The sequence below is a fragment of the Corallococcus sp. AS-1-6 genome (assembly GCF_020037015.1).
In the GTDB taxonomy this organism is placed as follows: domain Bacteria; phylum Myxococcota; class Myxococcia; order Myxococcales; family Myxococcaceae; genus Corallococcus.
This window is the reverse complement of the sequence record NZ_JAIQDE010000055.1, coordinates 1-21127: the sequence shown is the minus strand read 5'-3', so window position 1 is coordinate 21127 and position 21127 is coordinate 1. Positions and strand designations below refer to the sequence as shown.

Genomic DNA, 21127 nt, shown 5'->3' with positions numbered 1-21127 from the left:
CCCGGCCTCGTTTCGGTGGTGCTCACCGGGGATCGTTACGTCGCCTTTCTCGTTTCCACACCCTCTGTGACTACCTCCCGGACCTGCCGGAGGCGCTCAACCGCATCGTCCTCCAGGCGCTGAGCCCGGATCCGTCCCAGCGCTTCGCCACCAGTCACGCGTTCGGGGATGCGCTGGCGGGGTTCCTGTATGCGAATCATCCGCGCTTCTCGTCGTTGAGCCTGGCGCACCTGCTGCGGGTGCTGTTCCGCGGAGACCTGCTGAACGAAGGCCGGGAGCTGGCGGTCCCCGACGACTTCCTGGCGGAGCTCAAGGCGTGGCGGCAGCCCGTGACGCCAGACCAGGTCCCCACGGTTCCCCACCTGCGGGCCGTCCCGACGCCCCGGCCGTCCCCCGCGCCGGTGGTCGTCACGCGCGAGTCCCAGGAAGAGGAGGCACCGGCTCCGCCCACGGCGGAGCTCGCGCCGGTCCGCCGCTCCCGCCTGCCGTGGGTGGGGCTCGCGGTGGGGAGCGCGGCGCTGCTCATGCTGGGCGGCGGCCTCTGGTGGACGCGGTTCCGGCGCGTGCCGGAGGTCCCGACGGGCGCAAGCCGCACCGAGCAGCCCGTGGTGGCGACGGCACCGGAGCCGGCACCCGCGCCGGTGGAGACCGTGGATGCGGATGCGGGCGTGAAGCCGGAGCCATCGCCGCCCCCTCCTGCGCCGCCTCCCGAGGACGCATGGAGCGAGACGCGGGTGCGCAAGCTGCTCGACGACGTGTACCGGCTGGGCAAGAGCAACAAGGAGCTGACGCGGGCGGCGAAGCTGGTCCAGCTCTGCGTGGACGCCGTGCCTGACAACGCGGACTGCCGGCTGGCGGCGGGGCTCACCCATGAACGGCTCCGCGCCTTCGACAAGAGCGCGCTCCACTACCGGGCCTTCTTGCAGCACACCCCCACCACCGACCTCCGGCGGAGCGCGGTGTCGGAGCGTCTGGCGGCCCTGCCGCTGCGCAAGCCATTGGACTCCACGCCCGCAAACGAAGCGGACCTGGAGTCCTCCCGCAGCGCGGTCCTGATGCACCTGACGCGAGGCCAACTGAAGGAAGCGCTCGACGCCGCCAGTCAATGCGTGGCACGGCTGCCTCGCGAGCCCGAGTGTCACCTGTTGCAGGGGGACGTCCTGGCGAAGATGAACCAGGTCCCGGAGAGCACGCGCAGCTACGAGCGCTTCCTGGCGCTCGCGCCCGCGGATCACCCCCGGCGTCCCTCTGTCTTGCGGAAGCTCGTCGAGCTGCGGGCCACCGCCCCCTGAGAGCCCCTACGGCCTCACGCCGCGAAACGGACGGGGATGCTCGTGAGCAGGGCAGGCAGGGAGCCTGCGCTCGGGGTTTCCCAGGTTCCGTATAGGATGCGCGCCCTTATGGAATTGCAAGCCGGAGATACCTTCGGACGGTATGAACTGGTGTCCTGGCTGGGCCGGGGCGGCATGGCGGAGACGTGGCGCGCCCAGTTGGTGGGCGCGGCGGGCGTCACCAAATCCGTGCTCATCAAGAAGGTCCTGCCCGAGTACGCGGACGACGAGGCCTTCATCTCCATGTTCATCAGCGAGGCGCGCATCTCCGCCACGCTGTCCCATGGCAACGTCGCCCAGGTCTTCGACTTCGGGCAGGTGGAGGGCGAGTACTTCCTGGCCATGGAGTTCGTCGACGGCAAGCCGCTCGACAAGGTGCTCAAGCGCGCGAGGAAGGCAGGCCTGGGCGCGTTGCCCATCCCCGTCGCCGTCTTCATCGCGATGGAGATGTGCCGGGGGCTGCACTACGCGCACTCGCGCACGGATGGCAGCGGCAAGCCGCTGGGCATCGTTCACCGGGACATCTCTCCGGACAACGTGCTCGTCAGCTACGAGGGTCAGGTCAAGATCGTCGACTTCGGCATCGCGAAGGCTCAGTTGCTGCGCGGCTTCAAGACGGAGCCCGGCGTGGTGAAGGGCAAGTATCTCTTCTTCTCTCCGGAGCAGGCGCGCGGAGAGGAAGTGGATGCGCGCACGGATGTCTGGGCCACCGGCGTCGTGCTTTACGAATTGCTGTGCGCGAAGCTCCCGGTGGAGGGGCCGCCCCAGACGGTGATGATGAAGATCGCCCATGGGCAGGTCCCCCCGCCGACGACGCTCCGGCAGGACCTGCCCGAGGAGCTGAATGCGCTGGTGATGAAGGCGCTGGCTCCGGACCGGCGGCGGCGCTTCGAATCCAGCCATGCCTTCGGGGACGCGCTGGCGGAGTTCCTCCATTCCCACTACCCGCGCTTCTCCTCGCTGAGCCTCGCGAACCTGCTGCGGGTGCTGTTCCAGGCGGACCTGACGCACGAGGGCCGCGAGCTGTCCGTGCCCGCGACCTTCCGCGACGAGGCGAGGAAGTGGGGCGAGCCCGCGCTGGCGAAGCTGCTGGAGGCCCCACCGCCGGAGCAGGTCCAGACCCGGCGGCTCCCGCGCGCCGTCGTGAAGCCTCCGCCCGTGGAGACGACGCAGCCGGATGCGCCCACGGTTCCCACAGGCCCCTCCCGCAAGGTGCTCTACGGCGCGAGCGCGGCGGGAGGCCTGGCCGTGGCCGGAGCCTGTCTCTGGTTCCTCATGGGCTCCCGTGCGCCGGAGCCCGTCGCGCGGCCCGCGCCCATCCCCGTGCCCCAGACGGTCGCGGTCGAAGCCCCCGCACCGAAGGTCGAACCCGAACCGCCAGCCCCGAGTCCGTTGCAGGAGGACGATCTTCTGGCCGGGGAGCCCATCCCTCCAGAACCCACGCGGCCCGCGCACCCGACGCGGAAGCCGTCCAGGTCCGTCCGCGCGCCCCGACACGCCGTGGCCGAGGAGCCCAAGCCCGTGCCGGTCATCGAGCAGCCGACGGTCGTCGCGACCAGTGCCGCCCAGGAACCGCCGCCCGCCATCCCGGAGAGCGCACCCGCGCCCAAGAAGGGCGTCTTCGGGCTGCTCGACTCCAAGCGGCAGGAGGTGCAGCAGAAGGTCTCCTCGCTGGTGAAGACGAAGCAGCAGGAGGTCCAGCAGAAGGTCTCCGGCCTGCTCCAGAGCAAGGATTACGACGCGGCCCTGGAAGCGGCCAACGACTGCGCGGCGAACAACCCAGACATGCCGGAGTGCCACCTCATGCTCGGGGCCGTCCACGCGAAGCTCAACCATCCTCGCGAGAGCACGGAGCACTACGAGACCTTCCTGAAGCTCGCACCCGCGGACCACCCGCGCCGGGCGAAGGTCGTCGAGCTGCTCGGAAAGACTGGCGCGGACTGAGCGGTCAGCGCTTTCCACTCGCGGACATCCCAGGCATCCAGCCAGGAGAAAGACAGCCTCGATTCCGCCATCCCAGGCATCTGGGTTTAGGATGTCTGCCTCATGGCACTGCAAACGGGGGACGCCTTCGGGCGTTATGAGCTGGTGTCCTGGCTGGGCCAGGGCGGCATGGCGGAGACGTGGCGCGCCCAGTTGGTCGGCGACGCGGGCGTCACCAAGCCCGTGCTCATCAAGAAGGTCCTGCCGGAGTACGCCAACGACGAGGCCTTCATCTCCATGTTCATCAGCGAGGCGCGCATCTCCGCCACGCTGTCCCATGGCAACGTCGCCCAGGTCTTCGACTTCGGCCGGGTGGACGGTGGGTATTTCCTGGCCATGGAGTTCGTGGACGGCCAGCCGCTCCACCGCTTCCTCAAGCGCGCGATGAAGAGCGGCATGGGCGCCCTGCCCGTGCCCATCGCCGTCTTCATCGCCATGGAGATGTGCCGGGGCCTGCACTACGCGCACACGCGCACGGACAGCAGCGGCCAGCCGCTGGGCATCGTCCACCGCGACATCTCTCCGGACAACGTGCTCGTCAGCTACGAGGGCCAGGTCAAGATCGTCGACTTCGGCATCGCCAAGGCGCAGCTCATCCGGGACCTCAAGACAGAACCCGGCGTGGTGAAGGGCAAATACCTCTTCTTCTCCCCGGAGCAGGCGCGTGGTGAAGAGGTGGACGCGCGCACCGACGTCTGGGCCACCGGCGTCGTGCTGTACGAGCTGCTCTGCGGGAAGCTCCCCCTGGAGGGGCCGCCCCAGGTCGTGATGATGCGCATCGCGCGCGGCGAGCTCCCGCCGCCGGGCGAGTCACGGCCGGACCTGCCAGCGGCGCTCCAGCGCATCGTCCTCAAGGCCTTGCATCCGGAGCGCTCCGAGCGCTTCGAATCCAGCCATGCCTTCGCGGAGGCCCTCGCCGGCTTCCTGTACGCGAACCACCCGCGGGTCTCCTCGCTGAGCCTCGCGCATCTGCTGCGGACGCTGTTTCGCGACGACCTGCTGTCGCACGGCCGCGAGCTGGCCGTCCCGGACTCCTTCCAGGAGGAGCTGGCGTCCTGGCGCGAGCAGGAACCGGCGCTCGCGAAGAAGCCCCCGCGCCCCAGGCCGTTGCTCCATACCGGCAGGATTCCCCTCCCCGAAGCCAGCGTCGAAGTCTTGGAGGAGGAAGCCCCGGCCGCGCTCGCCCCCGCGACCTCGCGCAAGTGGATGCTGGGATTGAGCACCACGGGCCTGGCCGTCGGCGCCAGTTGCCTGTGGCTCCTGTCCCCCACCGGGGTGCCTCCCGAGCACCCTGGAGTACCGCGCCCCATCGAGCGTCCTCCCAGCGCGGCGCAGCCCCTCCGGCCCTCCACCCTGGCGACCGCACCGGCCCCCGAGGCGACAGGCAACGCGCCCCTCACGGTGGAGCCGCTCCCGGAAGCCCCCCTGTCGCTGGCCGACTATCAGGGCCGCGTCCAGGCGCGCGTGCAGCAGGGGGCGCTCCAGGACGCCGTGGAGCTGGCGCACCAGTGCGCGACGCGGTTCCCCCGGGAAGCGGAGTGCCAGTTGCTGCTCGGGATGCTCTACACGCGACTCAATGACAGCCTCACCAGCGTGACGCACTACCAGCGCTTCCTGGAGTACGCCCCCGCCACGCACCCCAGCCGCGCGAAGGTGGTGAACATCCTGGACGACGCGAAGGCCCTCTCGTCGGCCTCGGGCCTCATCGTGAAGCCGGAGACCTTCGCGGACATGATGGAGACCGGCCGCGCTGCCTTTCGCGACGAGAAGTACCCGGAGGCCGCCGCCACCTACCGGAACGCGCTGGCCCGGAAACCCGACTCGCTCGACGCGAAGCTCGAGCTGGGCCTCACGCTCGTCAAGCTCAAGCCGGGCACCCGGTCCGACCACAAGCAGGCCGTGAAGCTCCTGGAGGACGTCACCCGCGACAATCCGGGCTTGCGTCGCGCGTGGCTGGGATTGGAGACCGCCTACACCCTGACCGGCAACAAGACCAAGGCCCGGCGCGCCCATGACCGGTACATGCTGATGTCCCCCAGCAACAGGGCGAACCCGGCGAAGGCGCGCGAGCGCATCAAGAGCCTCGGCTTCTAGTCCGCACCGGGCTGGAACCCCAGCCCCTCCGCCACCTCCGCTTCCGTCAGCTCGCGCCACGCCCCTTCCGCCACGTCCAGCACCACCCGTCCCACCGCCTCACGGTGCAGCGCGAGCACCGGGTGCCCCACCGCCGCGAGCATCCGCTTCACCTGGTGGTGCCGTCCTTCCGTGAGCGTGAGCGCCACCACGTCGGGCGCGCGGAGCAGGGCCTCCGCCGGGCGCGTGGGGCCGTCCTCCAGCGTCAATCCCTCTCGCAGCCGCGTCAGCGCCGCCTCCGGGGGCTGGCCCTCCACGCGCGCCACGTATCGCTTGGGCAGGTGCGTGTCCGGCGCCGTCGCGTGCCGCACCAGCCGCTCGTCATTGGTGAAGAGCAGGAGCCCCGTGGTGTCCCGGTCCAGGCGGCCCACCGCGTACCACTCGAAGCCCCGGAGCTCCGGCGGCAGCACCGCGCGCAGCCTTTCGAAGACGGTGCCCACGCCTTCGGGATCCGACCCGTGCACCACCGGCCCCGCGGGCTTGTGGAACATCAACACCCGCACGTGGCGCGTCAGCGCGCGCTCCACGCCGTCCACGCGCACCCGCGTCCCCTCCCCCACCGGCGCGAACGGCTCCCGCTCCACCCGGCCGTCCACCTCCACGCGGCCGTCGCGGATGGCCTGCTCGGCCTCGGCGCGGGGCAGCACGCCGGCCCGGCCCAGCGCTCGCGTCAGCCAGTCCGCGCCCGGACCCGCCGGGGCCTCCGGCCCCCTGCGCCTCGCGGCCTCCAGCCACCTGGGCGTCCGTTGCTTGCGCGCCATGCGTCCTCCCGTGTGCCGCCCGCTGTATCAGATGCGTCACGCCAGGGGATTTCCCCGAACACCTCGAACATGGGTACGAGCAGGAGGGCTTCCATTGAGACTCCACGCCGTTTGACTCCCCCGGGCGGCTCTGCGCATGTGCGCGCCCGCCGTGTCCACGCCTCCCTCCGACCTCGCTGAAGCCGCGCCCGAGCTCGCCGCCTCCCTCGCGCCCCCGCCGCCCGGACCCGCGGTGGCCTTCGTGCTGCGCCTGGGCCAGGCCCTGCACCGGCACGGCACGCCCGCCCACCGCCTGGAGGGCCTGATGATGCGGGTGAGCGAGCGGCTGGGCCTGGAGGCCCGCTTCTTCTCCACCCCCACCTCCATCTTCGCGTCCTTCGGCCCCGCCGAGGACCTGCGCACCAGCCTCATCCGCGTGGAGCCCGGCGACTTCGACCTGGAGCGCCTCATCCTGCTGGACATGCTCGCGGACGACGTCATCCAGGGGCGCCTCACGCCCACGGAGGGCGCCACCCGCGTGGAGACCATCCTCTCCCGGCCGCCCCGCTACGGCCCCGCCCTGCAGTTGCTCTGCTGGATGCTGGCGGGGGCCTCCGCGGCGCTGCTGTTCGGCGGCGGCTGGAAGGAGATGGGCGTCGCGGGCGTCAGCAGCCTGGCCATTGGCGGGGTGGACCTGCTGACGCGCAAGCAGCCCACCACCGCCCGGGTGCTGGAGCCCGTGGCGGCCGTGCTGTCCGCCGCGTTCGCGGGGCTCGCGGCCCACTTCTTCGGCCCGCTGCACGGCGAGGTGGCCACGCTCGCGGGCCTCATCGTCCTGTTGCCCGGGCTCACGCTCACCATCGCCGTCAACGAGGTCGCCACGCGCAACCTCATCTCCGGCACGTCGCGCCTCACCCACGCCGCGCTGGTGTTCCTCCAGTTGGGCTTCGGCGCGGCCCTGGGCAGCCGCGTGGCCACGGTGCTGCCTCCCGTGCCCATGCCCTCGCCGTCCCTGCCCACGGTGCTGCCCCCGGGGGTCGCCCTCGCCGCGCTCGTGGTGGCGGGCTTCGCCATCGCGGTGCTCTTCCGCGCCCGGCCCCGGGACTGGGGATGGATTGCCCTGGCGGGCGCCGCCGCGTTCATGGGCGCGCGGCTGGGGGCGCTGCTGCTGGGGCCTCAGTTGGGCGCGTTCGCGGGCGCGCTGCTGCTGGGCATCGGGAGCAACGCGCTGGCGCGGCTGCGCAACCGGCCCGCCGTCACCACCGTGGTGCCGGGGCTGATGCTGCTGGTCCCAGGGAGCGTGGGCTTCCGCAGCCTCGCGTCGCTGCTGGAGCGCGACGTGGTGGCCGGCGTGGACACGGCCTTCTCCATGCTGATGGTCGCGGTGGCGCTGGCGGCGGGCCTGCTGTCCGCCAACGCCCTCATGCCTTCGCGCAAGGTGCTCTAAGCGCCCGGCCTCACGCCAGCCGCAGCAGGTACACGCCCGCGAGCGCGACGATGAAGTACGGCACCAGCACCGCCGCGCCCGCGTACTCCTTCGCCATGCGCTGACCGAAGAAGAGCGCCAGCAGCGACAGCGCGGAGAGCACCGCGCCCAGGTACGCGAGGAACGGGTTGCCGTTCAGCAGCAGCGCCACCGCGCCCGCCCCGCTCAGCGCTCCAGCCGCCAGCTCCATCAGGGTGATGACCGCCAGCATCGGCGTCACCACGCCCTTCAGGGGCGACTTGGAGAAGTGGCCGGTCAGCCACCCCAGGTTCCCCTTCCAGTCCACGACCTTGTCCAGGCCGGACTGCAGGAAGAGGATGGCCAGGAAGGCGGCGCACAGGAGCTGCGGAAGCCAGAGGGTGAAGCGGGCGGAGTCGAAGGGCGGCATGCGCGCACTCTAGCGCCCCCTCCGCCGCCCCCAAGCTCCGTGAGCAGGCAGGCGGCCGGGCCGGGGGGAATGTTCTGGAGACAATCCGGCCGGGCAGGCTCCCGCCGACAGGTCCGGCTCCATAACTTGGCAAGGCCATGGCCTCCGATCAGGTAGCGCGACGCGTCTTCGTGGGTCTCATCCTGCTGTCCATCGTCCTGTTGTGCCTGGTCATCCGGCCCTTCGCCGAGGCGTTCTTCCTGGCGGCGGTGCTGGCGGGCACCTTCTACGGGCTGTACACCCGGCTGAAGAAGCGGCTGCGCGGCCACGGCAACGTGTCCGCCGGGCTCATCGTGGGTGGCATCCTGCTCGCCCTGCTCCTGCCGCTGGGCGGCCTCACCGCCTTCATCGTCGCGGAGGTGTCCGAGGGCGCGCGCTTCGTGACGGAGGCCGTGCAGAAGGACGGGATGACGGGCCTGATGGAGAAGCTGCCCGGCGGCATCCAGGGCCCGGTGAGCAAGCTGATTGAACGGCTCCCGCTGGAGCAGGCCGAGCTGGACCAGAAGCTCCAGGAGCAGGTGACGACCCAGGGCGGCACCGCCGCCAAGGCCGTGACGGGAGCGGTGGCCGCCACGGGCACGCTCATCCTCCAGTTGACGATGATGCTCATCGCCCTGTTCTTCTTCCTCACCGACGGCGCGCGCCTGGTGCAGTGGTTCGAGAGCGTGTCGCCGCTGCGGCGCGGGCAGACGCGGGAGCTCCTGCGCGAGTTCAAGAGCACCTCCGTGTCGGTGCTCGTCTCCACCATCGCCACCGCGGGCGTCCAGGCCGTGGCCGCGCTCATCGGCTTCCTCATCGTGGGGGTGCCCGCGCCGCTGTTCTTCGCGGGCCTCACCTTCTTCCTCGCCCTCATCCCCGCCGTGGGTGCCGCGGTGGTGGTGCTCTTCGCCGCGGGCCTGATGTTCCTCAGCGGCCACCCGTGGGCGGCCCTCTTCCTGGCCATCTGGGGCGTCGTCGTGGTGGGGCTCGTGGACAACGTCGTCAAGCCGCTCCTGGCGCGCAAGGGCATGAACCAGCACGGCGCCATCGTCTTCTTCGCCCTGCTGGGCGGCCTGGCGGCGTTCGGCGCGGTGGGCCTGCTGCTGGGGCCCCTCATCGTCGCCTTCTTCCTCTCCGTGGTGCGCATCTACGAGCGCGACTACGGCCGGCCCAACGGGCGGATGGGCGACCCGGCCACGCCGGGGGGCCCCATCGAGCCGGGCACCCACCGCGTCGTGCTCACCACGGAGTCCGGCACGCCCCTCCCGGACTCCGACAGGCCGTCCAACCACTGACGGCCCCGCTCAGGGCGTGGACTTCACCGGCGCCGCACCCTTCTTCGCGGGGGTCGGCGCCGGAGCCGTGTCCGGCCCCAGCGCCTTGAAGGCTTCGCGCACCGCGTCCGGCGAGCCCGCCACCTTCGCGGCGACGCGGCGGGCCTCCCCGGGAGACAGCCGGCCCAGCAGGCTGCGCTCCAGGTGCTGGTCCACGAAGGCCTGGGTGGTGTCCTCCTTCAGGTCCACCAGCTCCCCCTTCGCGTCCAGCACCGGCACCACGCGCGGCGAGTTGAGCAGCAGCACCGTGGGCACGTCCACGGCCTTCACCCGGCGGGCGACCTCGTCGCGCAGCTTGGGGTCGAAGTGGATGCCCTTCTCCTGGACCAGCGCGCGGATGCCCTCGTAGTCGCCGGTGGCCTTGATGACCATCAGCTTGGAGAGCAGCTCGCCCACGGCCTCGCGCATCTTCGCGTAGTCCGGAATCACCAGGTACGTGCGGCCGTCCTCCGTCACCTGCTTCACCGCGCCCTGCTCCTCCAGGAACGTCACCGTCATGTGGTGGCCGCGCTGGTGGTCCTCCTCGAAGGCGTTGCCTTCTTCCACGCGGCGCAGGTTGGTGAGCCCCTCCACCAGGAAGTCCCGGTACATCTGCCGGGCGATGGCCTCGTGGTCCGGCGACAGCTCCGCGAGCGCCGGGTCGAACGCGTGCCACAGCGCGACCAGGTCCGCTCGCGCCTCCTCCAGCGTGTTGTCGTACTCCTTGAGGAAGACGGACGGGGACTGGCCCTTGAGCTTCGGGTCCACCTGGCCGGAGGCGTGGCCCAGGACTTCATGGAAGGCCACCAGCCACTTGCGCGCGGTGACGGAGTACTTCTGGGCCTGCTCGCGGTCCTCCGCCGTGCGGGAGAACTCCAGCGCCAGGGGCAGCCGCGTCACGGCGGAGGCGGCGTCCATGACGTTGGTGATCATCACGCTCTTGCTGCCGTACTTCTCCCGGATGTGCTGCTCGTTGGGCAGGTTGATGCCCGCGGGCGGCTCCGGGTTGGACGTGATGAGGTTGATGGCCTTGGCGACCGGCGGCGCGACCTTCTTGCGGCGGTACTTCTGGGGCCAGGGCAGCCGGTCCTCGAAGTACTGGGCCTTCTGGCCCATGAGCACCATGATCTGGTTCTCCGCCGTGTCGCGGTAGTTGATCAGCGCCTCCCACTGCCCCTTGTGGCCGCGCGGGTCGACGTAGGTCTCGATGAAGCCCAGGTTGGCGTCCACCTTCGGGTCCACCTTGAGCCACGCGATGTTGTACGCGTCCCAGTCCTTGGGGCTGCCCGTCTGGAAGTAGCGCACCAGCTTGCCCAGCGCGGCCTTCTGCGCGGGCCCGGCGGACTTCATCGCCTCCTGGAGGTGCGCGATGACGCGTGAGAGCTCCTTCGCGTACAGCCCGGGCTTCACCTTGCCGTCGGGCGTACCCGCGCGGAACACCTGCTCCGTGAGCTTCCCGTCCTGCTTCACCACGCGCGAGTTGAGCGGGTACTTCTCCGTGAAGCCCACCAGGTCCTTCTCCGTCACGCCGGGGCCGTAGGCGGTGTTGGAGGACGCGGTGAGGAGGTCCTGTCCCGGCGGCGGGGCCTTGGAGGTGAGCTGCGGCTCGAAGCTGGCGTCGAAGAGGGTGGGCTTCAGGTCCTGGAGCCAGGCCTGGAGCGCGGGCTCGTCCTTCACCGTCCAGGGCGCGCCGGCCTTGAGCGCGCGGGAAGCACCGGCCGCGAGCTGCTCCGCGGTGAAGGCCGGGACGAACTTCTGGCCGGTGGTGCTGTCGTGGTTGCCGCCGTGCCCGTAGAAGCGCAGCAGGTAGTCCGCCAGCTTCGCGTCGAAGCCGGACGCGGCGCTCTGCGCGTCCCGGCCGAAGAGCCAGACGCCCTCCAGCAACTGCTTCGCCGGCACCAGCTTCCAGCCGAGCTGATCCAACGCGATGTCCTCGCCCGCGTGCGCCGCGAGCGTCAGGGACCACGCCACGCGCTTCTCCGCCAGGGACAGCTCCGGGATGCCCGGCGCGAACATCTGGGCGACGGCGGTGTTGCCGGAGCGGGCGCGGAGGAACTTCCCTCCGGGCACGGTGAGCGAGGGCTGCGCGGCCTGCGCGAGCCCGGCGTCGGGCGCCGGGGTCTTCTGCGGGGTGGCGGGCGCGGCGGCGAGGACGGCTGCCAGCAGCAGGGGCTTCATGGGGGGCTCCAAGGAGACGTGACGGGACGTGGCTACCCCGCGCGCGGGGGTGGACTCAAGCCACGCGCCGCCGCGCCCGTCACGGCCAGACAGAGTGCGCGGGCGGGGCGGTCAGGTCCTGGCCCGGGGGCCTCGTGCGTCGGAGCCGGAAGCCCGGTCCGGTCCGGCGCCCACGGCTCCGAGCCAGCCGCCAGGAAGGGGCGTGCTGGCGCGCCGCGCAGGGAATGCGCGGGATGCCGCCGGCTCGCGCAAGGTTTGCGCCGGGGCCCTCCGGCGGGATGCGCGCCCACCGCCACGGAGGCACGAGTTCCCCCCGGTACGGGGCATGCAGTGTCGAAGGCCGGACAGGCTTCATTCCTCCCCTCCGTTCGAGCCAGTGACCATGACCTCTCCGCTCTCCCTGCCCCGCGCCGTCCTGCTCGCCGCCCTCGCCGCCACGGGGTGCGCGGGCTCCGCGAGGGAGACGCGCGCGGAGTTCGCGCCCCCGCTGCCGCCGCCCACCTCGGTGGCGCTCACCGTGGGATACGACGAGGCGGTGAGGCTGGGGGCCGCGTTCGCGCGGAGCCAGGACCAGGCGCTGGAGCTGGTGATGGCGAAGCAGGGGGTGGCGTCCTGGTGGCTGCGCTTCGCCTCGCCGACGGGCCCCACGTCCCTGGACCTGCGCGTGGACGGACAGACCGCGAAGGTGGAGCCCGTCCCCCTCCCGCCCTCCGCCGGGGCGCCCACCCGGTAGCGCGAGGCGCGCGGCGGCGGCCCTTCCGGGTCCCCGGCGCTCCTGAATCGCCCCGCTGCACGGTTCCCACGACCCAGGCCCATGGAGTCTCCGCTGCCCACCCTCATGATTGTGATTGTCAGCGCGGTGGCCGTGCTGGTGGCGATGATTGCCCATGCCGCGGGCCATCTCACCGCGAACCGGCTGGGCCGGCTGGTGCTGCTCGGAGGACTGGCGCTGCTGCCGCTGGCCGTCAGCGGCGCCGGGGTCGCGGTGGGCGTGCGCGAATCGAGCCAGACCTCGTTCTGCATGGGTTGCCACGAGATGGAGCGCTACGGGCAGAGCCTGTTCGTGGACAACCCCAACGCCCTGGCCGCGGTCCACTACCAGAAGCGGCTCATCAGCCGCGACTCCACCTGCTTCTCCTGCCACACGGACTACGCGCTCTTCGGGGACGCGAAGGCCAAGCTCAACGGCCTGAGGCACGTCTGGGTCCACTACTTCGGGACCATTCCCCCGGAGCCCCGGCTCTATCAGCCGTATCCCAATTACAACTGTCTCCACTGTCACAACGATGCGCGCGGCTACCTGGAGGCCGGGCCGCACCGCGAGCTCCAGGCGGAGCTCCAGAGCGGGGCCCGCTCGTGCCTGAGCTGCCATGACCTCGCGCACGACCTGGAGGGCGTGAAGGCCCAGGACTTCTGGCTGCCGGAGCGACCGCGTCCATGACTCACGACAAGCGCATCCGGGTGGCGGCCCTCTTCGTCCTGGCGGGGCTGCTGGTGCAGTTGTTCGCCTATCTCCACTGGACACCGCTGACCTTCGTCATCTCCACCGCCGTGGGCGTGCCGCTGGTCCTGGTGGGGGTCCTGCTCTACGGCGTCACGGTCTGGAGAATCTTGAAGGAGCAGAAGGCCCTATGAGGCGCTCCGCTCGAGAGGGACGGTGGCGGGTGGGGCTCGTCGTCCTGCTGCTGTTCACGACGCCCATCTTCGCCGTGAACACGCCGCAGGACGTCCGGCTGCCTCCGCTCAAGGAGCGCGCCGCGCCCGCTCCGGCGCTGTTCTCCCATTGGGGGCATGGCTCCATGTATTGCTATAGCTGCCACCCCGGCACGTTCCCGCAGGCCCGGCTGGGCTTCACGCATCAGGACATGCGGGAGGGCCGCTACTGCGGGCGCTGTCATGACGGGCAGGCGGCCAGGGCCTGGCGCTCCATGGACTGCGAGGCGTGCCATGCGCGTCGCTGACCTGGGCACCTGGACGCTGTTCGCGTGCGCGCTGGTGCTGTCCGTGCCAGGGCCCGCGCGGGCGCAGTCGCAGGAGGAGAAGCGGCGGCAGCTCCAGGAGCGGCTGGGCATCAAGCCGCGCCCCGCGCAGGCAACGCCCGATGCGGGCGTCCCAGTACCGGAGACGCCGTCCCCTGCTGACGCCGCCGTGAAGCCCGTTGAGCCCCCCGCCCGGAAGCCCGCTGGCGCGAACCGGCCCCGCGTGCCGGGCTTCGCGGAGGACGTCCGGCCCATCCTGGAGAAGGAGTGCGGCTCCTGCCACGGCCCGGAGGGAATGGCGTCCCGGTCCCGCTGGGTGCTCCGGAGCGAGCCCGCGGACTACGAGGCCACCCTGCGCTTCGTGCAGCTCGCCGCCGCCGCGCAGAGCCCGCTGCTCAAGAAGGGCCTTGGCACCACGATTCATGGAGGCAAGAAGGTCCTCGCGGAGGAGTCGGCCGGGTACGCGACGCTCCTGCGATGGATTGAAGGAGGAGCCCCGCCCGGCAAGACACGAGGAGGCTCGCCCGCGCTGACCACGGCAAGCCCTGGCGCCTCCCAGCCCGCTCACAACAGCGCGCCCGCGTCCACGCATCCCGGCGCCACTTCAGCGCCCGGCACGTCCAAGCCTTCCGGCGCCACTCCGGTAACCGGTGCGTCCACGCCTTCCGGCGCCACTTCAGCGCCCGGCATGTCCGCGTCTCCCGGCGCCACTCCCGCGCCCGGCCTGTCCACGTCTCACGGCGCCACTACATCGCTCGGCACGTCCACGTCTTCGGGCGCCACTCAAGCGCCCGGCACGCCCATGCATCACGGCGCCAATCCGGTGCCCGGAGCGTCCACGCCTTCCGGCGCCACTCCAGCGCCCGGCACGTCCACGCCCTCAGCCTCTTCGCCGGCACCAGCCGCGTCCGCGAGCGCGGGGCCTCCTCACGGTGACACCGCGGCCGCGCCGCGCTTCGCTCCCCAGGTGCACGAGGCACTGCTGGCGGATTGCTCCAGTTGTCATGCCTCGGACGGGATGGCTGGCGCCAGCCGCTACGTGACCCACGCGGATCCGGAGCAGCACCTCCGTTCGGTGGAGCCTCTGGTCGCTCCCGGCTCCGCCGCCACCAGCCTCCTCTACCAGCGCGCGATGGGCGACTCACACCCGGGCGGCGCGGTGTGGGAACCCGGCAGCGCGCAACTGGCGCTCCTGGCCCGGTGGATTGATGCGGGCGCGACGGGAACCTCCTCTCCCGCCGTCGTCGCCACCGCTCCGCCCGCCATCACCGAGCCCGGGCCCGCTGTAGCGCCCCCCGCACCGCCGTCCGCTCCTGCGAACCCGCACGGTCCGGCCGGCCCTCACGGCGGCGTGTCTCTGGGGACCTTCCCGGTCGTCGGCTCGCTGAGCCTGAACGGCCGCTTCGACCTCAACTACGAACGCGTCAACTACAACGACCACCCCTTCAAGTCGGAGGGCGAGAGCGCGCTGCGCAGCTACCACCACTTCCTCTTCCTGACGCGGCAGTCCGCCGAGGACCCGGTGACCCTCACCCTGGAGGTCCTGTCGCTGCAGTTCTGGGAGGTGGGCTACCGGATCGACAGGGCGTCCTGGCCGGTGAAGGTGTTCGCCAAGGGGGGCAAGGTGCTGGTGCCCTTCGGCGGAGACCCGCTCTTCCATCACAGCTATGGAGGGCTCGCGGGCTTCGACCAGCGGGTGCTTCCGGTGGTGTTCGCCCGGGAAGGGCTGACGGTGAACGTGGAGCGCCGCCTGGGGCCCGTCGCCCTCTCCGGCGACGCGTACGTCATCGCCGGCTACCGGCTGAAGCGCGCCGACGCGGTGCTCAACCTCCAGTCGGACCTGGCGCCGCTGGAGGACACCCGCCTGGGCGTCGGAGCACGGCTCGGCGGCGCCTGGGGGCCCATCAACGTGTGGTACTCGCCCTACTTCAATTCGCTGGGGTTCGGGCGCCGCCTGTTCCTCCAGGCGCTGGACGTGGCGGTGTGGCGTCCGCGCGGGCTCCCGGTGCTGGAGCACTTCTCGCTGGGCGCCGGGCTGCTGCGCGCGGATGTCTCCGGCGGCGAGGCGGAGGGCTACGGCGGACCGGGCGCGGACTACTACCACTTCGCCAGCTACCTCCAACTGCGCTACCACCCCACGGACTGGCTCTACGTCCAGTACCGCCAGGGACTGCGCACCTTCGGAAACCGGCGAGGCCTCATCCTGGACTCGAACGCGCTCACCCGGGAGGACGCCTCCAGCCACAACGTGGGCGTGGTCGCGAGGTGGCGGGGCTTGAGCGCCGGCCTCTTCCAGTTCTGGAACCTGGAGAAGACCGACGAGACGCCGGACGACTTCACCCGGCTGGTGGTGGCGTATGAGTTCTGACTCCCGAATCCAGACACGGGCCGCGGTCCTCACCGCGATGTTCACGCTGGCCCTGGGCTGCGCGGACTTCGAGCGGGGCCCCGTCGCCGCCGACGCCGGTGCATCCCCCACCGACGGCGGTGGCGAAGGAGACGGAGGCGGCGCCGTGTCCTTCGCGAGCGACGTCCATCCGCTCCTCACCACCGGCTGCCAGAGCTGTCATCGCGGCGGAGGCGCCGCAGGCAACACCTCCTTCCTGCTCACGGGCGAGGCCGACGCGGACTACGCGGCGACCGTCTCCCTCACGGACACCTCCAATCCCTCCGCCAGCCGGCTGCTGCGCAAGGCCTCCGGCGCGGGCCACGGCGGCGGGGCCATCTATGGAGCGGACACCCCGGAGTACCAGGCCCTCCTGGCGTGGATCTCCGGAGGCGCTCAACCATGACGCACCTTCTTCCCGAGGCGGCCCCCATGCGACGACCCCTCCTGCTCCTGGCCGGCCCCCTGCTCCTGGCCTGCGCGCTGAGCGCCTGCGCCAAACTGGAGACCCCCCACCCGGAGGTCCTCACCGACGGCCCGCATTCGGTGCTCGTGGGCCAGGCGATCCAGCTCACGGCGACCACGCGAGAAGCCACCGACGACGGCTACCACTGGGAGAGCGAGGCCCCGGCCATCGCGACCGTGGACGACACCGGGCAGGTGACGGGCGTGGGCGCGGGAGAGACCGCCATCAAGGTCACCGGCGCGAGCTCCAGGCTGGAAGCGCGCCATGTGGTGGTGGTGATGGGCGGCCTCGCGAGCGACGGCGGCATCGACCCCAGCCAGGTGCCCTACTACCTCGCCTGGTCAGGCTCTCCGCACGCGGACACCACCGCCGAGGCCTTCTCGCACTGGAACGAGGACGGCCTCGTCCCCGCCACCTGCGCGCGGTGCCACAGCTCGGAGGGCTACATCGACTTCCTGGGCGGTGACGGGACCGCCCCTGGCAAGGTGGACGCCCCCGCGCCAACAGGGTCGGTGGTCCGCTGCGAGACGTGTCACGACAGCGCCGCCGCCAGCCTGACCTCGGTCACCTTCCCCTCGGGCAAGCAGGTCACCGGCCTGGGCCCGGAGGCGCGGTGCGTGGTGTGTCACCAGGGGCGCGCCTCGGGCAGGGACCTCGACGCGCAGGTCGCGGACGCGGGCGTGGTGGGCGAGGACACCGCCTCCCCCGCCCTGAGCTTCACCAACATCCACTACTACCCCGCGGGCGCGACGCTCTTCGCCGGTCAGGCCGCGGGCGGCTACCAGTACGCGGATCAGGTCTACGACTCGCGCTTCCGCCACGTGCCCGGCTTCGACAAGTGCAACGAGTGCCATGACGCGCACACCACGCGCGTCCGCTGGGAGGCCTGCGCCACCTGCCACCCCGGCGTGACCGACGTCACGAAGGCCTGGGACATCCGGCAGATCGCCTCGCGCAACCAGGACTACGACGGGGACACCAACCGCGCCGAGGGCATCTACTACGAGATCCAGGGGCTGCGGGACCGGCTGCTCGCCGCCATCCAGCGGTACGGCGCGGAGCGGGCCCAGCCCCTCTGCTACGGCAACACCCACCCGTACTGGTTCCGGGACACCAACGGGGACGGGACCTGCGCCCAGGGCGAAGCCACCCCGGCGAACACGTACGCCCAATGGACTCCTCGGCTTCAGAAGGCGGCGTACAACTACCAGTTGTCGCGCGTGGACCCGGGCGCGTTCGCGCACAACGCGAAGTACATCCTCCAGTTGCTGCATGACTCCATCCAGTCGTTGAACACGGCGCTGAGCGTGCCCTTCGACACGTCGCTGCTGGTGCGCAACGATCCAGGCCACTTCAACGGCGCCAGCAAGGCGGCGCGCAACTGGGACTCGGGCGAGGCCGTGCAGGCCAGTTGCTCGCGCTGCCACAGCGGCGCGCAGGGCTACCGCTTCTTCGTCCAGTACGGCGTCGGACAACTGGTGCCGGAGACCGCCAACGGCCTGGAGTGCTCCACCTGCCACCAGAACTTCGAACCGGACTACGACGTCTTCGTCCCCGCCCAGACGTGGCTGCCGGACGGCAAGACGGTGAACCTGCCGGGCCAGGACAACCTCTGCGCCAACTGCCACATCGGCCGCGCATCCAAGGCCACCATCGACACGGCGCTGAGCGCGGGGGGCACTCCGCGCTTCCAGAACGTGCACTACCTGCCGGCCGCGGGGACTCGCGAAGGAACGCTGGCGCGGATCGGCTACGAGTACCCCAACAAGACCTACGCGGGCCGGCTCACGCACATGGGCGGGGTGCAGTGCACGAGCTGCCATGTCCCGGGCAAGAGCAACCACACCTTCCGCATCCAGGACGTGTGGAGCGAGCGCTGTGAGACGTGCCACGCGGACCAGAGCACGGCGGAGCAGATCCGCCTCGTCCACCTGTCGGACTACGACGGCGACGGGAACACGGCGGAGTCCCTGGAGGCGGAGGTGGAGGGCATGGCCGCGCGCCTGCTGACCGCCATGCGCGGGGTGACGAGCAACGGCCTCTGCTACAACGGCGACGTCAATCCGTACTTCTTCAAGGACACGGACAAGAACGGCACCTGCGGCGCCACCGAGTCCGTCTCCGCCAACGCGTTCGCGCCGTTCACGCCGGCGCTCGTGAAGGCCGCCCACAACTACCAACTGAGCAAGAAGGACCCCGGGGCCTGGGCCCACAACTTCAACTATGTGGGGCAGCTCCTCTACGACAGCGTGGAGGATCTGACCGGGGCGGCCCCCTTGAACATGCTCCGGCCTTGAGGCTGGAATCCGCGTGAGCGCCGTTGCTCGCCGGGACAACCCCAGCGAGCGCGGTCGCCAAGGAACGCGGACCGATGAAGCCCCTCCTGTTCTCGCAGCCCTCCAGGCCGGCGCGCCTGGCCTCCTGGGCGTCGCTCGTCTCCCTGCTCATGGTGCTGGGAGGACCCGTCGCATGTGGCGGTGACGACCCGGATGATCCACGCCCCGACAGCGGCACCCAGACCGTGGACGCTGGCTCGGACGCGGGAGCCAACATCGATGCGGGCACGGACGTGGACGCAGGCACGCAGAGCGATGCGGGCACAGGTGCCGATAGCGGCACGCAGACCGATGCAGGCACGCAGACCGATGCAGGCACGCAGACCGATGCGGGCACGGACGCCGATGCGGGCACAGGCGCCGATGCGGGCACAGGCGCCGATGCGGGCACGGACGTGGACGCAGGCACGCAGACCGATGCGGGTACGGAGACCGATGCGGGTACGGAGACCGATGCGGGTACGGAGACCGACGCGGGCACGGAGACCGACGCGGGCACGGAGACCGACGCGGGCACCGACGGCGGCGTGGTGGCGTGCACCCCGAGCGGCTGGGTCGACACGCCCCCGGACATGAGCGTCATCCAGAACACGTCGCTGGACATCCGGACCCGGCTGGAGGCCATCCCGGGCCTCATCGTGGACCTGGACCGGACCGGCGGCAGTGTCCCTGCGGGATACCGGCACTTCGTCCTGCGCTACAACCAGCCGGCGGACCACGCCCACCCGGAGTGCCAGCGCTTCGAGCAGCGCTTGACGCTGATGCACAAGGCGGACACCAGCCCGATGGTGCTCTCCACCAGCGGCTACAACGTCTCCACGGGGACCGGCCGCTCGGAGCCCGCGCAGCTCCTGGCCGCCAACCAGGTCGCCGTGGAGCACCGCTTCTTCCCGCCGAGCATCCCCTCGCCCGCGGATTGGAGCCACCTCACCATCCGCCAGTCCGCGGATGACTTCCACCGCATCACCCAGGCGCTCAAGCCCATCTACACCGGCAAGTGGGTGTCCACGGGCGGCAGCAAGGGCGGCGAGACGGTGGTGTTCTTCCGCCGCTTCCACCCGGACGACGTGGACGCCACCGTGGCGTACGTGGCGCCCATCGCGAAGCGCAACGACGAGCGGTTCGTGACGTTCCAGGACACCGTCGGCGGCGACGCGCAGCAGGCCTGCCGCGAGCGGCTGTGGGCCTTCCAGCGCGAGGTGCTCTCACGCCGGGACCTGATGCTCCCCCTCGTGGACGCCTACGCGGCGAGGTTCAACCTGACGTACTCCCAGTTGGGCCGGGAGCTGGCGCTGGAGCACGCCGTCATCGAGACCTACTTCGCCTTCTGGCAGTACGACGCCGCGGCGAACTGCACCAAGAACATCCCCCCCACCACCGCGACGGAGCAGGAGCTGTTCGACGCGATGGACTACCAGGTGGGCATCAGCTCGTTCTCGGACCAGGGCATCACCCCGTACGCCGCCTACTACTACCAGGCCGCGGCGGAGCTGGGCTGGCCCCAGCCCTACGAGAAGCACCTGGGCGCGCTCATCCACTTCCCGGACACGGACACCGGCGAGGTGTACTCGCCGCCGGGCATCCCGTTCGAGTTCCGCCCACAGGCCATGCCGGACATCCAGGACTGGGTGTCCACGCAAGGACAGCGCCTGATGTTCATCTACGGCAGCGACGACCCGTGGACGGCGGCGGCCTACGTGCTGGGCAACTCGCAGGACTCCTACCTGTACATGGTCGAGGGAGGGAACCACAGCGCGCGAATCAGCCAGCTCCCGGCGGCCCAGCAGGCGGAGGCGAAGGCCACGCTCAACCGCTGGATGGGCATCACGCCGCTGAAGCGCGCCCCGAAGTTCGTGCAGTCGGAGGAGCCGCCCGTCTTCGGCCCCCACGTGCCGCCCTGGCTGCGCGCGACGTCGCACTGAGCAGGAACGCGGCAGCACGGCTCGAACGGATGCGCCCGACCACCCGCGACGCAGGCCTTCTCACCAGGGAGGCCTGCGGTGTGGACAGGCGGCAGCAGCGGCGAAGCGCCATTGCGCTCGACCTGTGCCTCCACCGCCGCAGCGGGCCATCCTCGTCCCAGCATCGGCATCCAACCACGGGGGTCTGACAAGGAAGCGGGAAGCAAACCGTCCGCGTCGCATCCGCGGCCATGCGCCCCCGGGCCTCGGGCTGCGAAAACCTGTCCGACTGTCGGACAGGTTTTGAGACGACCTGCCCAGCGGGTGCCCCTGCCCGTGGACAGGCTGTGACGGCGAGGGCCTCCCGTCCACGACACCTCCAGGAGCCCGGCCTCGGGCGCCATGTCTTGAAAACCTGTCCGACTGGAGGTCTGCGCGGAATAGCGAGGCCAGTTGGCCGGCTGCCAAGCGACAAGGGGGACAGGAGCT

At 71.0% G+C, this 21127-nt stretch carries 16 protein-coding genes; 13 read left to right on the top strand and 3 right to left on the bottom strand.

The features are described from left to right. The first annotated feature begins 215 nt into the window (after nucleotides 1-215). The 3 genes from K8612_RS38325 to K8612_RS38315 all read left to right on the top strand — a co-directional run bounded on the left by K8612_RS38325 (nucleotide 216) and on the right by K8612_RS38315 (nucleotide 5408). Nucleotides 216-1292, top strand: a complete 1077-nt coding sequence (locus K8612_RS38325) for a hypothetical protein (RefSeq protein ID WP_223765870.1) — start codon at nucleotides 216-218, stop codon at nucleotides 1290-1292. Nucleotides 1293-1400: 108 nt separating this feature from the next. Continuing rightward, nucleotides 1401-3275, top strand: coding sequence for a serine/threonine-protein kinase (locus K8612_RS38320; protein ID WP_223765869.1), 1875 nt, complete (start codon nucleotides 1401-1403; stop codon nucleotides 3273-3275). Between the two features lie 102 nt (nucleotides 3276-3377). Beyond that, nucleotides 3378-5408, top strand: coding sequence for a serine/threonine-protein kinase (locus tag K8612_RS38315; protein WP_223765868.1), 2031 nt, complete (start codon nucleotides 3378-3380; stop codon nucleotides 5406-5408). Here K8612_RS38315 and K8612_RS38310 read toward each other — a convergent pair. Then, nucleotides 5405-6208, bottom strand: coding sequence for a pseudouridine synthase (locus K8612_RS38310; RefSeq protein WP_223765867.1), 804 nt, complete (start codon nucleotides 6206-6208; stop codon nucleotides 5405-5407). The genes K8612_RS38315 and K8612_RS38310 overlap by 4 nt on opposite strands. Nucleotides 6209-6344: 136 nt before the next feature. Here K8612_RS38310 and K8612_RS38305 point away from each other — a divergent pair, with 136 nt between their 5' ends. Beyond that, nucleotides 6345-7634 (top strand): threonine/serine exporter ThrE family protein, encoded by a 1290-nt coding sequence (locus K8612_RS38305; RefSeq protein ID WP_255672798.1) that lies wholly within the window; start codon nucleotides 6345-6347, stop codon nucleotides 7632-7634. A gap of 10 nt (nucleotides 7635-7644) precedes the next feature. On the opposite strand, the gene K8612_RS38300 is transcribed toward K8612_RS38305, so the two are convergent. Then, nucleotides 7645-8061: a DoxX family protein gene (locus tag K8612_RS38300; protein WP_223765865.1), complete on the bottom strand. Its 417-nt coding sequence runs from the start codon at nucleotides 8059-8061 to the stop codon at nucleotides 7645-7647. A 137-nt stretch (nucleotides 8062-8198) separates the two neighbouring features. Here K8612_RS38300 and K8612_RS38295 point away from each other — a divergent pair, with 137 nt between their 5' ends. Beyond that, a complete protein-coding gene (locus K8612_RS38295; RefSeq protein WP_223765864.1) occupies nucleotides 8199-9374 on the top strand; it encodes an AI-2E family transporter in 1176 nt (391 codons plus the stop codon). Nucleotides 9375-9383: 9 nt separating this feature from the next. Here K8612_RS38295 and K8612_RS38290 read toward each other — a convergent pair whose 3' ends face one another. Further along, nucleotides 9384-11570: a dipeptidyl peptidase 3 gene (locus tag K8612_RS38290; protein ID WP_223765863.1), complete on the bottom strand. Its 2187-nt coding sequence runs from the start codon at nucleotides 11568-11570 to the stop codon at nucleotides 9384-9386. A 382-nt stretch (nucleotides 11571-11952) separates the two neighbouring features. Here K8612_RS38290 and K8612_RS38285 point away from each other — a divergent pair, with 382 nt between their 5' ends. The 8 genes from K8612_RS38285 to K8612_RS38250 all read left to right on the top strand — a co-directional run bounded on the left by K8612_RS38285 (nucleotide 11953) and on the right by K8612_RS38250 (nucleotide 20659). Beyond that, complete coding sequence (locus tag K8612_RS38285) at nucleotides 11953-12303, top strand: hypothetical protein (protein WP_223743353.1); 351 nt, start codon at nucleotides 11953-11955, stop codon at nucleotides 12301-12303. A gap of 81 nt (nucleotides 12304-12384) precedes the next feature. Further along, nucleotides 12385-13011 carry a NapC/NirT family cytochrome c gene (locus K8612_RS38280; RefSeq protein WP_223765862.1) on the top strand — a complete coding sequence of 209 codons (627 nt, stop codon included), beginning with the start codon at nucleotides 12385-12387 and terminating at the stop codon, nucleotides 13009-13011. Then, the gene (locus K8612_RS38275) at nucleotides 13008-13205 is read left to right on the top strand and encodes a hypothetical protein (RefSeq protein WP_223765861.1); all 198 of its coding nucleotides are present in this window, start codon (nucleotides 13008-13010) and stop codon (nucleotides 13203-13205) included. Before K8612_RS38280 ends, K8612_RS38275 begins: the two co-directional genes overlap by 4 nt. Beyond that, nucleotides 13202-13531, top strand: coding sequence for a c(7)-type cytochrome triheme domain-containing protein (locus tag K8612_RS38270; protein ID WP_223765860.1), 330 nt, complete (start codon nucleotides 13202-13204; stop codon nucleotides 13529-13531). Before K8612_RS38275 ends, K8612_RS38270 begins: the two co-directional genes overlap by 4 nt. Continuing rightward, entirely contained in the window at nucleotides 13518-15917 is a 2400-nt protein-coding gene (locus K8612_RS38265; protein WP_223765859.1) for a hypothetical protein, read from the top strand. Before K8612_RS38270 ends, K8612_RS38265 begins: the two co-directional genes overlap by 14 nt. Beyond that, the gene (locus K8612_RS38260) at nucleotides 15907-16341 is read left to right on the top strand and encodes a hypothetical protein (RefSeq protein WP_223765858.1); all 435 of its coding nucleotides are present in this window, start codon (nucleotides 15907-15909) and stop codon (nucleotides 16339-16341) included. Before K8612_RS38265 ends, K8612_RS38260 begins: the two co-directional genes overlap by 11 nt. 26 nt (nucleotides 16342-16367) lie before the next feature. Beyond that, nucleotides 16368-18698, top strand: coding sequence for an Ig-like domain-containing protein (locus K8612_RS38255; protein ID WP_223765857.1), 2331 nt, complete (start codon nucleotides 16368-16370; stop codon nucleotides 18696-18698). Nucleotides 18699-18772: 74 nt separating this feature from the next. Next, entirely contained in the window at nucleotides 18773-20659 is a 1887-nt protein-coding gene (locus tag K8612_RS38250) for a S28 family serine protease (RefSeq protein ID WP_223765856.1), read from the top strand. Nucleotides 20660-21127 lie beyond the last annotated feature (468 nt).